Annotated in this window: 16 protein-coding genes; 3 read left to right on the top strand and 13 right to left on the bottom strand. The window is 41.9% G+C overall.

All coding sequences use genetic code 11. From position 1 onward, the window contains the following. Positions 1-58: 58 nt before the first annotated feature. The 11 genes from argF to MHI35_RS05350 form a co-directional block, all read right to left on the bottom strand. Positions 59-1,009 (bottom strand): ornithine carbamoyltransferase, encoded by a 951-nt coding sequence (gene argF, locus MHI35_RS05400; protein WP_211063175.1) that lies wholly within the window; start codon positions 1,007-1,009, stop codon positions 59-61. Continuing rightward, positions 1,006-4,086 carry a carbamoyl phosphate synthase large subunit gene (locus MHI35_RS05395; RefSeq protein ID WP_335348887.1) on the bottom strand — a complete coding sequence of 1,027 codons (3,081 nt, stop codon included), beginning with the start codon at positions 4,084-4,086 and terminating at the stop codon, positions 1,006-1,008. The genes argF and MHI35_RS05395 overlap by 4 nt, the downstream gene beginning before the upstream one ends. Then, positions 4,079-5,140: a carbamoyl phosphate synthase small subunit gene (locus MHI35_RS05390; RefSeq protein WP_335348888.1), complete on the bottom strand. Its 1,062-nt coding sequence runs from the start codon at positions 5,138-5,140 to the stop codon at positions 4,079-4,081. The genes MHI35_RS05395 and MHI35_RS05390 overlap by 8 nt, the downstream gene beginning before the upstream one ends. A gap of 69 nt (positions 5,141-5,209) precedes the next feature. Next, entirely contained in the window at positions 5,210-6,361 is a 1,152-nt protein-coding gene (locus tag MHI35_RS05385; protein WP_335348889.1) for an acetylornithine transaminase, read from the bottom strand. Beyond that, positions 6,358-7,134, bottom strand: coding sequence for an acetylglutamate kinase (argB, locus tag MHI35_RS05380; protein ID WP_335348890.1), 777 nt, complete (start codon positions 7,132-7,134; stop codon positions 6,358-6,360). Before argB ends, MHI35_RS05385 begins: the two co-directional genes overlap by 4 nt. Before the next feature lie 14 nt (positions 7,135-7,148). Further along, positions 7,149-8,369 carry a bifunctional ornithine acetyltransferase/N-acetylglutamate synthase gene (argJ, locus tag MHI35_RS05375; protein ID WP_335348891.1) on the bottom strand — a complete coding sequence of 407 codons (1,221 nt, stop codon included), beginning with the start codon at positions 8,367-8,369 and terminating at the stop codon, positions 7,149-7,151. A 20-nt stretch (positions 8,370-8,389) separates the two neighbouring features. Further along, positions 8,390-9,427 carry an N-acetyl-gamma-glutamyl-phosphate reductase gene (gene argC / locus MHI35_RS05370; RefSeq protein WP_335348892.1) on the bottom strand — a complete coding sequence of 346 codons (1,038 nt, stop codon included), beginning with the start codon at positions 9,425-9,427 and terminating at the stop codon, positions 8,390-8,392. A 137-nt stretch (positions 9,428-9,564) separates the two neighbouring features. After that, positions 9,565-10,113: an MFS transporter gene (locus tag MHI35_RS05365; RefSeq protein WP_012009539.1), complete on the bottom strand. Its 549-nt coding sequence runs from the start codon at positions 10,111-10,113 to the stop codon at positions 9,565-9,567. After that, positions 10,110-11,555: an FAD-binding oxidoreductase gene (locus MHI35_RS05360; RefSeq protein ID WP_144522740.1), complete on the bottom strand. Its 1,446-nt coding sequence runs from the start codon at positions 11,553-11,555 to the stop codon at positions 10,110-10,112. The genes MHI35_RS05365 and MHI35_RS05360 overlap by 4 nt, the downstream gene beginning before the upstream one ends. Before the next feature lie 122 nt (positions 11,556-11,677). Beyond that, a complete protein-coding gene (locus MHI35_RS05355) occupies positions 11,678-11,986 on the bottom strand; it encodes a metal-sulfur cluster assembly factor (RefSeq protein ID WP_003211530.1) in 309 nt (102 codons plus the stop codon). A 45-nt stretch (positions 11,987-12,031) separates the two neighbouring features. Next, entirely contained in the window at positions 12,032-12,817 is a 786-nt protein-coding gene (locus tag MHI35_RS05350; RefSeq protein ID WP_335348893.1) for an alpha/beta fold hydrolase, read from the bottom strand. A 136-nt stretch (positions 12,818-12,953) separates the two neighbouring features. Between MHI35_RS05350 and MHI35_RS05345 the strand changes: the two genes are divergently transcribed. The 3 genes from MHI35_RS05345 to MHI35_RS05335 all read left to right on the top strand — a co-directional run bounded on the left by MHI35_RS05345 (position 12,954) and on the right by MHI35_RS05335 (position 14,195). Continuing rightward, complete coding sequence (locus tag MHI35_RS05345; protein ID WP_335348894.1) at positions 12,954-13,766, top strand: Cof-type HAD-IIB family hydrolase; 813 nt, start codon at positions 12,954-12,956, stop codon at positions 13,764-13,766. Between the two features lie 88 nt (positions 13,767-13,854). Then, positions 13,855-14,007 (top strand): hypothetical protein, encoded by a 153-nt coding sequence (locus MHI35_RS05340; protein WP_008348539.1) that lies wholly within the window; start codon positions 13,855-13,857, stop codon positions 14,005-14,007. Continuing rightward, a complete protein-coding gene (locus tag MHI35_RS05335) occupies positions 14,004-14,195 on the top strand; it encodes a DUF3813 domain-containing protein (RefSeq protein WP_012009534.1) in 192 nt (63 codons plus the stop codon). The genes MHI35_RS05340 and MHI35_RS05335 overlap by 4 nt, the downstream gene beginning before the upstream one ends. Positions 14,196-14,454: 259 nt before the next feature. Here the strand turns inward: MHI35_RS05335 and MHI35_RS05330 are convergent, their stop codons facing one another. Together MHI35_RS05330 and MHI35_RS05325 are read right to left on the bottom strand one after the other, a co-directional pair. Beyond that, complete coding sequence (locus tag MHI35_RS05330) at positions 14,455-14,910, bottom strand: BsuPI-related putative proteinase inhibitor (protein ID WP_041815389.1); 456 nt, start codon at positions 14,908-14,910, stop codon at positions 14,455-14,457. 14 nt (positions 14,911-14,924) lie between these two features. Beyond that, positions 14,925-15,767 carry a YitT family protein gene (locus MHI35_RS05325; protein WP_335348895.1) on the bottom strand — a complete coding sequence of 281 codons (843 nt, stop codon included), beginning with the start codon at positions 15,765-15,767 and terminating at the stop codon, positions 14,925-14,927. Positions 15,768-15,774 lie beyond the last annotated feature (7 nt).

Genomic DNA, 15,774 nt, shown 5'->3' with positions numbered 1-15,774 from the left:
GCCTCTCCAATCCTTTATGCAAAAAGTCCCTGCTCATATGAGTCAGGGACTTTTTGATTTATTTAGATGGTTGATACATGAGCTCTTTGATTAATGCTTTTTGTACATGCAGGCGGTTTTCTGCCTGTTGAAATACTTTTGAGTGCGGTCCGTCAATAATGTCTGCTGTCACTTCTTCTCCGCGGTGTGCTGGGAGACAATGAAGGAAAATATAATCTTTTGCTGCATGATGCATTAGTTCATCATTGACTTGATATTCTTTAAATTCAGCAAGGCGTTTCTCTGTTTCTGCTTCCTGCCCCATACTTGTAAATACATCGGAATAAATGACATCTGCATTTTGGACAGCAGCAATAGGGTCTGTCGTCACGATGACTTCTGCGCCTGATTGTTTTGCAAACTCATGTGCTGTGTCTGTTACTTCTTGAAGTGGTTCATAGCCCTTTGGTGATGCAACTGCAATATCACAGCCTAACTGTGCACAGCCAACCATCAAGGAGTGAGCTACATTATTTCCGTCACCGATGTAAGCGACTTTGATTCCTTTTAATGTTCCTTTTGCTTCTTTTATCGTCAATAAATCTGCAAGTGCCTGGCATGGATGGGAGTAGTCAGTCAGTCCGTTGATGACAGGAATGGATGCATATTGTGCCAGCTCCTCGACCTTCTCATGTTCAAAGGTTCGAATCATAATGCCGTCTACATAGCCAGATAGCACCTGCGCTGTATCACTGATTGTTTCTCCTCTGCCGATTTGCAAATCATTTGAGCTGAGGAAAAGCGCATGTCCCCCCAGCTGCGTCATTCCCGCTTCAAATGATACACGGGTTCTCGTTGACGATTTTTCAAAAATCATCGCTAACGTTTTCCCTTTGAATAAATCTTGGTATGGGTTTTGTTTCATTTCTTCTGCTTTTTCAATTAAATAAGCAATGTCATTGATTGAGAAATCTTTTAATGATAAAAAGTCTTTTCCGTATAATGTCGGTTGCAGGTCAACTTGACTCATGCCGTCACTTCCTTTTTGTATAATTCTTGGAGCGATACTGGTGATACATCTCCATTTTTCCCTTGCAGGAATGCTTGAACTGTTTCATATTCGGTAAGGACCTGGACCCCATGTGTGAGTGCTTTTACGCGTTGCTCTTTTGCCTCTTCATCTTCGCCTAAATGGATATGAAGGGTTTTATCTTCGTTTTGCAGCCAAGTGTCAAAGCTATCCGTCCAGACGTCAAAGCCTGCATGTTTTGCTTCATCTACCAATTGTTCATTGCCTTTTATAAATAAGCTACCTTTCTGATGCCAGATCGACGCAAACACTTTTTTCAAGGCGCTTTCGGCGTTCTTGCCTACACACATTCCTTCTCCTGTCGCTTTCATCTCAGGTGTCAGCTTTAAGTCAATATCCTGAATGGCATGTGATGAGAAGACTGGGAATTTGACCGCTGTTCCCCCTTTGTTTTTCGTTACAGGCTTCAGTTCGTCAAGCGTCGCACCCGCTAATAATTGAGTCGCAAGCGGAATCATGTCAATGCCCATTACTTTGCTGACAACTGGAACGGTCCGGCTTGCCCGCGGATTCACTTCTAGTACAAGCGCCTGATCCCCTTTGATCACAAATTGGATATTCATAATGCCCTTAAATGCTAATTTCTTCGCTATTTGTTCAGACGCAATATGCACCTGCTGTTTGATGTCTTCACTGATAGAGACACTTGGCAAGATGGCAAAACTGTCACCTGAATGGACGCCCGCTTTCTCAATATGCTCCACGATCGTTGGGATGAAGGTCGTTTTTCCGTCAGAAATTAGATCCACTTCAACTTCTTTTCCAGTGACATACTCATCAATTAAAATGGGGTATGGCAAATGATCTGGCTGATCAAGTAGTGACGTCAAATGCGATTCTGACTGGACAACCATCATTCCCATTCCACCAATGACATACGATGGGCGAATTAACACAGGGTAACCGATGCTTTTAGCATGCGTGAGCGCTTCTTCTTTTGAATGAGCTGTATCTCCTTTTGCATGAGGAAGGTTCAGTTCATCAAGAAGCTGATAGAACAAATCACGATCTTCCAGCGCATCTAGCGTGTCAAAGGATGTACCTAACAACGTAATGCCCGCTTTTTCCAAGCCTTCTGCTACATTGATCGCAGTCTGTCCGCCAAATTGAACGATGACAAAATCAATTTGCTCTGCTTCCACAACGTTTAAGATGTGCTCTAATGTAATAGGCTCAAAATATAAACGATCGGCAATTTCATAATCCGTACTGACCGTCTCTGGATTGTTGTTCATCATGATCGTTTCAAAACCAAGCTTTTGCAGGGTAAGAACGCAATGCACCGCACTATAGTCAAACTCGACTCCTTGCCCAATTCGAATTGGACCAGAGCCAATGATGAGTGCACGCTGTTTTGTTTTCTCTTGATGCTCTCCATCACTTTTGCCAAAGTATGTGGAATAGAAATAGTTCGTTTTTGCATCAAATTCCGCTGCACATGTGTCGACAATTTTAAATGAAGCCGTAATGCCATATTCTTGACGAAGCTGCCTAATCGCTTCTTCACTATTGCCTGTTAGAAGAGCAATCGTTTCATCAAGGAAGCCCTTTTCCTTTACCTTTTTCAAGGTGTCCTTGGAGAGCGTTCCCTCATGGTTCTTCAATTCCTGTTCGAGAGTAATCATATTGTTGAACACATGTAAGAAGAATCGATCGATTTTCGTCGCTTGATGGATCGCTTCAACTGTTTCCTGTCTTGAAAGTAGCTCCATGACAGCGAAGAAACGTCGATCGTCTGGTGTTTTGACTAGCTCAAACAGTTGTTCAGTCGATTGATCTTTCAATTCTGGCAGGTGGAAGCCCTTTGTTTTAATTTCAAGGGAGGCAACGGCTTTTTGGATGGCTGACTCTAAATTACGGTCAATCGCCATGACTTCGCCAGTCGCCTTCATTTTTGTACCTAATTGACGATCTGCCTGTTTAAATTTATCAAACGGCCAGCGCGGGAATTTCACGACGACATAATCGAGGGCCGGCTCAAAACTAGCATAAGTTGTGCCTGTGAGCGGGTTTTTGAGTTCGTCTAGTGTATAGCCTACCGCAAGCTTTGCTGCCATTTTAGCAATCGGATAGCCCGTTGCTTTTGAAGCAAGAGCGGACGAACGACTAACCCGCGGATTTACCTCAATAACAAAGTATTCTTTACTGAGTGGATCAAGGGCGAATTGGATATTACATCCCCCGACTACATCCAGTGCTGAAATGATTTTCAGGCTCGCTGAACGAAGCATTTGATAATCCTGATCCGTTAATGTTTGCGAAGGGGCAACGACAATCGAGTCTCCTGTATGCACGCCAACTGGATCAATATTTTCCATATTGCAAACCGTAATACACGTATTTTGACGGTCTCTCATGACCTCATATTCGACTTCTTTAAAGCCTGCGATGCTTTTTTCAACTAAACACTGATGAATTGGGCTCGCTAAAAGAGCTCCTTCAATAAGCGGTTTAAATGCTTCTTCTGTTAAAGCGATTCCGCCGCCCTTACCGCCAAGTGTGTAGGCAGGTCTTAGGATGACTGGGAAGCCTACTTCTTTTGCAAATTGAAGGGCATCCTGTGCATTATCCACAATTTCACTATCTGGCACAGGTTCGTTCAACTGTTTCATGAGAGCACGGAATTTCTCTCGATCTTCACCGTTTTCAATTGTTTCAACTGACGTTCCGAGCAGGGTTACCCCGTGCTTTTTCAGCACACCGGCTTTTTCTAGCTCGACAGCAAGGTTTAAAGCGGTCTGTCCACCAAGGTTGGCTAAAAGACCATCTGGTTTTTCCTTTTCGATGATTCTTGTCACTGAATCAACTGAAAGCGGTTCAAAATAGATTTCATCAGCAAATGATTCGTCTGTCATAATGGTTGCTGGATTGTTATTCACTAAAATCACTTTGTAGCCCTCTTCTTTTAGGGCCATACATCCTTGTGTTCCTGAGTAATCAAATTCTGCTGCCTGACCAATGATGATTGGACCAGACCCGATGACTAGAATGGTTTGTATGCTTTGATCTTTAGGCATGTGCGACTTCTCTCCTTGCTTGTTTCACTTTCTCAATAAAATCATCGAATACCCATTCACTTTCAGCAGGCCCTGGGTGTGCTTCTGGATGAAATTGAACTGACATAATGAGCTTCTCTTTATGAATGAATCCTTCGACAGATCCATCATTGACATGAAGGAATTTCACGTCCACTTCTTTGTCATTCATGCTTTTTTCATTCACCACATAGCTGTGATTCTGACTCGTCATGAAAACACGTTTGGATTCTGTATCTTGTACAGGGTGATTCGCCCCGCGATGGCCAAATGGAAGTTTATACGTATCCCCGCCAAGTGCAAGAGCGATTAACTGATGACCCAAGCAGATCCCAAGTGTCGGGAAAGTCATCATGATCTCATGAATGGTTTTTAAATAAGGCTTCATTGTTTTGGGATCTCCAGGACCATTTGATAGCAAAACCGCATCTGGCTTCATTTCAAACACCTTTTCCAGCTGTTTGTACGGAATAACGGTTACTTTACAGCCGCGCGCTTCAAGCGAATCTGCTATTGATTTTTTAAAGCCAAAATCAATAAGTGCTACATGTTCCTCGCCGCTGCCTTGAGTGTAGATTTCGTCCTCTGTAACCTGTGCAACTACATTGTCTTGTTTCATGGCAGGCGGTGTTTCGTTTTCGTCTACACTGATCACAGCGTTCATCGTCCCATTTGCCCGAATGTTTTGCACGACTGCACGTGTATCTGTATGTGTCAGAAGCGGAATGTTCCACTTCTGTAAATAATCTTTTAAGCTAACCGCTGCAAGATGGTGAGAGAAATGATCGGCTGCTTCATACACAACGACAGCTTTCACTTGTGGTTTTTTGCTCTCAAAGTCTTCATGATTAATGCCGTAATTTCCGATGAGTGGATATGTGAAAACAATGATTTGCCCCTTATAGGAAGGGTCTGTGAGTACCTCTTGGTAACCTGTCATCCCTGTAAAGAAAACCACTTCACCTGTCATGCCAGATTCTCCTGTCAGATCTCCTTCAAAAGAGGCTCCATCTTCTAAATTTAAATAACCTTTCATGCTTGTGTCACCCCAAATTGAATAATTAGTAATATAAATGCATTTTTATGCGTTTTGGTGTAAAAAAATTTATACCGTTACTGTTTTATTTGCTAAAACCTGAGTAAGCGTATCTATCGCTTGATCTATTTCTGCTGTTTCTACATTCAGTGGAGGCAATAACCGAATCACATTCGGACCAGCAGGAAGTACTAGCAACCCTTGTTCTCTTAGGGCTGTGATATAATCCCCGACTGGCTGATGACATTCAATCCCTGCCATCAATCCTTTTCCGCGTACTTCTTTTACGATATTCAGTTGTTTCAGATCTTGCAGCTTTTCTAGTAGATAAGCGCCTTTTTCTTTCACTTCTGTCAGAAACTCATCTTTGAAAATGACATCGAGTGTTGCATTCACTGCGGCCATGGCAAGCATGTTACCACCGAAAGTTGTTCCGTGTGAACCTGGTGAGAATGCGTCTCCTAATGCCTTTTTCCCGATGACTGCACCAACTGGGAAGCCATTTCCTAATCCTTTTGCAGAAGAGATAATATCAGGATCAAGTCCCGTCTGTTCGTATGCAAATGCTGTTCCTGTACGTCCCATACCCGTTTGAATCTCATCTACGATCAGCAGTGCTTCATGCTTTTGGCAAAATGCTTGAACAGCGTCTAGAAATTCTATTGTCGCTGGATTGACGCCACCTTCCCCCTGCACAACTTCGAGCATCACCGCTGCCACATCATCGACTTCACATGCGGCAATCGCTTCTGGATCATTGAACGGTACATAATGAAAGCCTTCCAGCATAGGACCAAAACCCGTTTTAATTTTATCTTGACCTGTAGCAGCCATACCAGCATACGTGCGCCCATGAAAAGAGTGCAAAAATGTCACGATATTTGTTTTTCCTGTTGCTTTACGTGCTAATTTGATCGCACCTTCATTTGCCTCAGCTCCGCTATTACAGAAAAACACGAGATCCCCTGAACTGTTTGCAGCCAGTTTTTCTGCTACTTTTTCTTGCAGTCCATTTTCAAATAGATTCGATACATGCCAGACGTGATCAAGCTGTTTCTTGATGGCTTGATTGACCTTTGGGTGATTGTGACCGAGATTCGTGACTGCTATGCCTTGGATAAAGTCTAAATATTTTTTCCCATTTGTATCGACTGCCCAAGAACCTACTGCCTCTTTAATTTCAACATTCCACCGTCCATATGTTTGAAAGAGATGACTCACAGGACCGCCTCCTTTTCCTTCACAATTCTTGTTCCTTTAAAGGTTTCCCCTGTAAAGATACTGCCTTTGCCATTCACGATCATGACTTCATCCACATCTCCTGATAGAGCACTCAAAGCGGATTGTACTTTTGGAATCATTCCCCCGGAAATAATGCCTTCTTCAATGAGCGTGAGAGCTTCTTGTTCGGTGACGACATCTAATAATTCACCATTTTTTAAAATGCCTTCCACATCTGTCACAAACATGAGCTTATCAGCTTTCATCGCTCCTGCGACAGCTGATGCTGCTAAATCAGCGTTTACGTTTAACGTTTGACATTCTTCTGTCATAGATAGCGGTGCAATCACAGGAATAAATTGTTTTTCCATTAATGCTTCTGCCATCTCTGGATGCACTTCTTTAATTTCACCAACGTATCCGTACACGTCTTGATCAAGAAAATCAGCGACAAGCATCTGACCATCTTTGCCAGACACGCCGACAGATGAGATGTCATGCTTTGCGAGCTCTGATACAAAGTATTTATTGACCGTGCCTGAAAGGACCATTTCGGCTACCTCTAATACTGGCTTTGTTGTTTTGCGATGTCCGTCAACAAATTCTGTTTTCACTTCTAATTTTTGCAGCATGTTCGTGATTTCAGGACCTCCACCATGGACGATAGCCAGCTTAAATCCAGCAGCTTGAAGGGAGCGGACATTTTCATAAAAGGTATCTGAAAGTTCTCGAATGACACTGCCTCCACACTTGAATACGATCGTTTTATCCATGTCTATCTCCTTCATCATGTGCGATAGCTCGCGTTAATTTTCACATAATCATAAGTAAGATCACAGCCCCATGCCGCTGCTTCACCATTCCCTTCATTCATTTGAATCAAAATTTTGATCTCATCCTGTTCTAGATACGCTTTTGCTTCCTCTTCTGAGAAAGGCTGTGGTTCATTATGTTTAAACAGACATTGCCCCCCTAAATACACTTCTACCTCTTGCGGTGTGACGGACGCTGCGCTATGGCCAATCGCTCCGATGATCCGTCCCCAGTTGGCGTCAGTACCGTATACGGCTGTTTTCACTAGACTTGAACCGACAATTTTCTTCGCTATGATACCAGCTTCTAAATGATTTTTAGCACCAGCAACTTGCGCTTCAATTAATTTCGTTGCACCTTCTCCGTCTCTTGCAATCTCTTTAGCAAGATCCTCGCAAGCTAGCTTTAATCCTTCTTTGAACAATGGCCATTCTGGATGCTCTTCACTTAGAACTTCATTTTCTGCCATACCATTTGCCATCACGAGTACCATATCGTTTGTCGATGTTTCTCCGTCGACGGTAATTTGATTAAAGGTCACATCAGTAATATCACGCAGTGCGTTTTGCAGAGCTTCTTGTTCGACATTTGCATCCGTTGTCACGAAGCCAAGCATTGTTGCCATGTTCGGATGAATCATGCCAGAGCCCTTCGCTGCACCTGAAATGAGAATCTCTTTGCCGTTTATCGTCAGGGTGTATGTTGTGTTTTTAATGACTGTGTCTGTCGTTAAGATGGCCTCTTCAAAATGACCTTTTCCTGCTTTTGCTTCTTTCAGCTGAGTGATGCCTTTTTTGATTTTATCCATATCCAGACACTCTCCAATGACACCAGTAGAAGAAACAGCAATGTAATCAGGTTCTATCCCTAACATATCTGCGCAGGCTGCCTGCATTTCGTATGCATCTTTCAATCCTTGCTCACCGGTACATGCATTGGCGATAGCACTATTGACAATGACACCTTTTAATTGCCCTGTCTTTTTTAAGCTTTTCTGAGTGACTTGGAGAGGCGCAGCTTGAAAGTGGCTTTGTGTGTATACCGCTGCACTCGCTGCCGGCACTTCACTGACAATCAGTCCAAGGTCTTTTTTTGAATACCGTAATCCAATATGAATCCCCTTTGCTTCAAAGCCTTTTGGTGAGGATACATCACCGTCTATTTTAACAATGCTTTTTTCATTCAATTCGATCATGTTTGTAGTCTCCCCTGTTCTTATGGATAGAGAGGTGTCATTGTGAGGCCCGCCTCTTCATCTAAGCCTTTGATGATGTTGAAGTTTTGAACCGCTTGGCCGGCTGCGCCTTTCATGAGATTGTCGATCACAGACACAATCGTGAGTCTGCCTGTACGTTCATCTAAATGAAAGCCAATGTCACAGAAATTACTGCCGTATACTTCCCTTGTTTGCGGATATACTCCGTGATCTCTCACTCTGACAAAATAGGAATCTTCATAAAAGCCTTTCATATGCTTCATCAATTCCTCTTTTGTGATATCTGATTTCAGCTGAGTATACATCGTCGCCATAATCCCCCTTGTCATCGGGACAAGGTGCGTTGAAAATGTGATGTTCGCCGTTTGCGGATTCCATTCTCTTAATATTTGCTCTATTTCAGGTGTATGTTGATGTTCATTTACCTTATAAATTTTGAAGTTGTCGTTTAGCTCTGAAAAATGCGTTCCAAGTGAGGCAGATCGTCCTGCACCGGACACTCCTGTTTTTGCATCAATGATGATCATAGATTCATCGATTAGATTCTGTTTCATCAGCGGTGCTAAACCGAGAAGAACTGCGGTAGGGAAGCACCCTGGGTTTGCAATGACTTCAGCGTGCTCAATCGTTTCACGATTCAATTCCGATAACCCATACACAGCTTGTTGAACCGATGATTGATCAGCTGCCCTTCGTTTATACCAAGCTTCATAGGTTGCACCGTCTTGAATACGCAGATCACCTGATAAATCAATGATAGGCACTCCTTGGTTCATGAGCTTCGGTGTAAGTTCACTTGATACGCCTGCTGGTGTCGCTAAAAACACAGCATCTGTTTCTCGCACAATGGCAGCAGGATCAATGGCTTTTAATGTTTGATCAGTAATCGTTGTTAGATGTGGATAAGATTGACTGTATAATTGACCATCACCACTTGATGAATACAATATACATTCCTCCACATGTGGATGTTGCTTGAAGATACGAACTAATTCCGCACCACCGTATCCCGTAGCACCTATAATACCTATTTTCAACGTCAATACACCCTCTTGATCTTTGTGAAATTATTTAACATTATAACATGTATAAAAATTAATTCAATTGTATATTTAATATTTCTTTTCATTTTTTTTCATAAAAAAATCCACATATCTTCTTGAGACATGCGGATTTATCTTTCGTATTTCATCATGATGACGATAAGGGCACTGCATAAATATAATATGGAGCTTGCATAAAAAATGAAATACACCGTGAAGAAATCTGCAAACAGGCCGCCAAGCATAATCGCTATCGATGAAAAAAGGGCTGTCCAAAAATGATAGCGGCCGACCTCTTTCATTCTTTTATTCTCTGTTGTCAGCTCCGTGACAAGCAGTTTTTCCCCGTGCTTTTGAAAGCCGCCTAGCGCACCAAGTGCAAGCTGAATCATATACACTTGCTCGACTTCTGTGATATGAGGAAATAGCAATAAAAGAAATGCCATTCCGAACGAATGAATGATTAAAAAAAGACGCCTGTCAGTGGTCTCTGGTAGTTTCCCTAAGAGTAAATGAATAAACGCTCCGCTTAAACCAAACAGGCCATAAGCAAGACCAAACTGTGAATAGCTTGAACCAACATTTTTAATAAAAAGAATGTAAAAAGGGAAAATCAAACTGCTGGCGAAAAACAGCAGGCTTTGTGAGTAGACGAACCATTTCATTGCTTTTGCATTCATTGTGTATTGTACCTTTCATAAAAGTAATTGATAAATCTACTTTCTGGATCTGCTTGCTTTTTCTTTTGGAAGAATACATCGGTTTTAGGATAGGCCCGCTTCATTTGTGCCTTCGTTTGATAAGGCATGTATGGTAAGTAATAGCTTCCATGGTGCCGAAGCGTGATATCTGTCATTTGCCGGATGATCCGCTCTGCTTCTGCCTTCTCTTCTTTCTCAAAACCATAATTCACTAAAAGAACAAGGGCAAACATATCTTCTTTTGCATATGAGAGATCCGCTTTTTCATTTTTTTGTACGTAGCGTATTGTGATGTTCATTAAATTCAATTCTTCCTGTTGTAAATAGCTTCTCAGGTCATCAATGTACGCACGAAAGCGGTCAACTGGTACGAAATATTCCTGAAGCACATCTGTGTCTGACTCATTTTCATAATCTAAAAAAGCAGAATCTGAGCGCATCACATTGTTTCTTGTAATCAGCTGATCATTTTGACTTTGGAAATACTTCTTTTGCAAATTCCAGAGCAGATCTTTCCCCATATCAAATCTTCTTGAAAGACCAAGCATAAATTTGAGTGGCATGACAAGTTGATCCTCTTTCAGCTCTTGATATGATTCAATCTCTTGTTGTGAAGTGAGGGAATAATTCGTTACATACATCTCTTTCAAAAAGTTGGTTTTCGCTGTTGAGATTCTGGCAAGATGCATGCGTACTTCTTTATTTTGTTTCACATGCTTTTGAAAATAATCCGTATACTCATCGTAATCTAGAGAGGTTGTCTCCATTTTATATAGTTCATCTTTTGTTAAAGAAAGCTCAACATCTAAAATGACACCGAATAAACCGTATCCTCCAATGACCGCAGTGAACAAATCATCGCCCGGCTTCACTGTGACAATCTCACCATCTGCTTTTAACAGCCTGAAGGAACGAACTGTGTCAATGAGTGAGCCGTAACGAATGTCACGTCCATGTGCGTTTGCACTGAGGGAACCGCCAATTGTAAAGATATTTTGCGATTGCATCACCTTCACAGCAAGACCATATGGGTTCACATATTTTTGTATATCATCCCATGTCACACCACTTTGGACCCGAATCGTTTTCTTTTTTTCATCAAATGCTAAAATCTGGCGGAATTCCGTCATATCGAGCACGATGCCATTTTCATAATACGTGTGGCCACCCATGCTATGCTGTTTCCCTGCAATGGATATCGGCAAGTTTTTTGCTTTCGCTTCTTTTAATACTTCTTTTAACGTGTCTATTTCTTTTCCTTGAATGACTTTTTTTATTTTGACAGGCATGAGATGACTGACATCTGTAAAAGCCTCAATATCCTGTTTTTTGTTTGCTTGACTTTCGCGTATCGTCATTGATGCAAAAAATGCAGCAACATATACGACCAAAAGAACGATCCATAACCATTTTCGTTTCATTTATAGGTACTCCGTTCTATGAAATTACACCCATTATATCAAATTATTCTCTTCCTCCGTCTTAATTTTTCATAAAAAAACCTGGCATGAGGTCAACTCATACCAGGCATTTTTATTAGTGCTTATTGAATACCGAGTGCAATTTTTGCGTATCTTGACATTTTGTCTCGTGTCCAAGGCGGATTCCATACGATGTGAACTTCTGTTTCTTTCACTTCTGGAAGATCACTTAATGCTTTTTTCACTTCATCCACGATCACTGGTGCAAGGGGACATCCCATAGATGTTAAGGTCATCGTGATATCCGCTTTTCCATTCTCATCAAGATCGACATCATAGACAAGTCCAAGGTTGACGATGTCGACATTTAGCTCAGGGTCAATCACCTGTTCTAGGGCGCCTAAAATATTTTCTTTCAATGCTTCATCCATGATATCCACTCCTTTTCCATTAGTATAACGCACTTTTTCTTTTGACTAAACGTTTGTGCTTTTCAGATGTGTCACAAACCAGTCAATCGTTTCAAACATTGCTTGTCTTGAGACCTTATGGCCAGCCTGTCCATCTGTAATAAAACGTATCAGGTGCGGATCTTCTTTATATTGGGTTGCTGCTAACTCGTCATAAAGAGCTTTTGCATGCCTGTAAGGTACAACTGGATCGTTTTCTGCATGCCAGAATAACAGCGGCCTTTTGTTTAATCGATCTGTTTGCAGCGTTAAATCATAAGGACGCAGGGCGTCTAATTGCTGATGAACCTCTTCGTCTGTAATGTCTTTCATCAACCCTTTGTGCCGCATGTCCATGATTTGTGCTTGTAGGAATGTCGTATATTTCGGACTGCCCATCAGGCTAACTGCTGCTTTAATCCAATCATGCTTGGCGAGTGCACCAAAGGTTGTGATGCCGCCCATGGAAGTACCTGCAACACCGATCAGATCGGCTTCAATCAATTGTTTTTCTTGAAAGTATGTTTTGAGTATATCGATTTCACGTATTTCGTTCAGGACAATTTCCCAGAACCTTGACGCCAGTTCCTCTAAGCTGAGGTTTTCTGATCTTACACCATGATAAGCACAGTCAGGCAAAATCACTCTCATGCCTTTTTCCGCCAAATGAAAGGCGAAGTGTAAGTTGTGCTCGCGTGCACTTGTAAATCCGTGTATAAAAAATACAAGCGGGAGCGGTTTGTCTTTATTTTCAGCTTTTACGATATGTAAAAATGGAATATCGCGCGTAATTTGCTCATCAATGGTGATCACAGCCTATGAATCCTCCTTTATCATTCCCGTCTTTGTTTATTTTAACATGTAGACAACAAAGATGTGATAAAGATACACTATAGATAGAGGCGCCGTACGAACTGCCTCCTATCACTTACAGATCAAAGGAGATTTTATGGAGACTAAACCTTACCTAATCGCACTTGACCTGGATGGCACGTTATTAAAAGATGATAAAACCATCTCTACACACACACTTGACGTCATTCAAAAAGTGAAAGACAGCGGGCATCATGTCTGCATTTCAACCGGCCGGCCATTTCGTTCCAGCTCTCCTTATTATCAGCAATTACAGCTTGATTCACCCATTGTGAATTTTAATGGAGCGTTTGTCCATCATCCTCTTGATGAAAAATGGGGCAGATTTCATACGTCACTTGATCTTCAAGTCGTTAAACAGCTTGTAGACATTAGTGAAGAGTATAAAGTGCACAACGTGCTAGCTGAAGTGTTAGACGATTTGTATTTCCATTATCATGATGAGAAGCTCATTGATATATTTAATATGAATGCCAATAAAGTCACTGTTGGAGACCTTCGGGACAACCTTGGAGAGAATGTGACGAGCGTGTTGATTCACGCCAAAGAAAAGGATGTCGGAGCTATTCGAAGTTATTTATCAGATGTTCATGCAGAAGTGATTGATCATAGGCGATGGGCTGCTCCGTGGCACGTGATTGAGATCATTAAAACAGGTATGAACAAGGCCGTTGGACTGCAAAAGATTAGTGATTATTACGGCGTTCCACAGGAGCGGATTGTTGCATTCGGAGATGAAGACAATGATTTAGAAATGCTTGAATTTGCCGGATGCGGCGTTGCAATGGGCAACGGGATCGATGCAGTGAAACGCGTCTCAAATGAAGTGACAGATACGAATGAACAAGATGGGATTGCAAAGTTTCTAACGAATTACTTCTCGCTTTAATTTTTCCATTCATACATATCAGATGGAAGCGGGCATACTACCTTTAGACAGGTTGTCCTGTCAGCTTGTGTAAAGGGGCGGATTCCGAATGGGTAAAAGAAGCAAATCGAAACGCTTTATACAACAAGGTAAAGATTCAGTCAGTCTGCATGATGCTCGTTTTCCTTATCGTTCTACGCTTGAAGAAGCTGCGGAGGACAGGGGAAATATGAAAACTGATGCTTCTGGAGGTTCATTGTGAGAAACGAACTTTTTGATCAAGCCAAATCATTTACGGAAGAAGCTCTTACTTCTTCATTTTCATCTGGGTTAGAGCGTCAAGAGGCGGTCAAACGAGCCAAAAATGCCGTATCTTCTGCATTTGCCAATTCAACAGATGCAGAAAGAAACCAGCTGCATACCTTCCAAGACTTGCTCGATGATCTCTAACATAAAAGAAGCTGTCCATCACTGGACAGCTCAGCGTGTAGACAAACCCTCGCATTCGGTGTCAGTCCTGCGTGCTGGTGCTCACGAATGTCAAATTCGCTCCGCGCCAGTACTCGGCCTTCCTAGAATTCAAAGATTTTCTATCACGCTGAAAAAGGAGACAAAGGGCTAAAATAAAGATCATTTTAGCCCTTTGTCAACAATCTGAAGCTGTCCATCACTGGACAGCTTTTTCTGTTTCTCATGAAGCTGAAAGCACTTATTTCACTTGGAACGTTTTCTTTTCCGTGATTTGCTTCAGCCCTTCTGCTTTTCCTTTAAATGTGACGACCGCTTCATACGTTCCCGGCTTAACACCATTTGACCACGTATCTTGAAAATCATAGGCTTCGCCTTTCTTTAGCACAAATGATTGGATGGCCTGTGTGAACATACGGTCTTTTGAATAGCGGTATTGTTCATTTCCGTTTTCGTCATACACACTGAGCTCAAATTTCTGGCTTGTGTTGAAGGTAAATTCAATATCTCGATCTGATTCATTTTTCAGTGACATGTTAAATTGAACCGAAGAACCTTTCTGGACGGGGTCTACTGTGAGCACAACCGTTTTTTCTCCCATTTGACCGGATACCTCCTTGTTTGGTTCATCCTTTTTTTGTTGTCCACAAGCAGTTAAAATCAATACAATGAGAAGAAGTACCAATCCTTTTTTCATTCGCTACCCACCTTTTAATCTCGTCTGAAAAATCCAAGAATATTAGTTGTTTGCACAATATTTGTAAAGGCTTTTGGATCGACTTCTTTAATAATTTGTTCAAGTTCATACAGCTCATACCTTGTAATGACGATCACCATCATTTCTTTTGGCTCGTTGGTAAAAGCTCCCTTTGCAGGTACAGTCGTAATGCCTCTGACCATTTTTCCATAAATGGCTTCCTTGATTTCATCAGCCTTCTTCGTCACAATCATCGCAGTCAGCTTCTCATGTCTTGTATGGATGGCATCAATGACCCTTGTGGTCACATATAATGTGACAAGGGTATATAATGCTTTCTCCCAACCTTGTAATAATCCTGCTGTAAAAATAATGATACCATTTAAAATGAAGAAATACGTACCGACTGGTTTATCCTTCCATTTTGCTAAAACCATAGCAACGATGTCGAGTCCGCCTGTCGATGCCCCGTATTTGAGCGTGATCCCAATCCCTACTGCGGATATCACGCCGCCAAACACAGCATTTAGTAAAATATCATGTGACACACTCGTTTCTGGTAAGATGCCGAGGAAAATGGTCGTCAGTGCCACACTGATGATGCTGTAAAACGTAAAGGAACGACCCACTTTCATCCAGCCTAAAATGCCGACTGGAATATTTAAAATAAATAATAGAATCCCTGTGGATACGTAAAATGGCGCATATTGATCCATTAAGCTGGATATCAGCTGGGCTACCCCTGTAAACCCGCTCGCGTATACATCAGCTGGGATTAAGAATAAATTCAGTCCAATCGCATTGAGCAGTGCACCAATGACGACGACAATGAGCTTTTTTGCTTCTCCGATGAACATATTGTCA

The sequence above is a fragment of the Bacillus sp. FSL K6-3459 genome (genome assembly GCF_038003305.1).
Classification (GTDB): domain Bacteria; phylum Bacillota; class Bacilli; order Bacillales; family Bacillaceae; genus Bacillus; species Bacillus pumilus_O.
The sequence above is the reverse complement of the archived record's forward strand: the minus strand, read 5'-3'. Positions and strand labels throughout refer to the sequence as shown.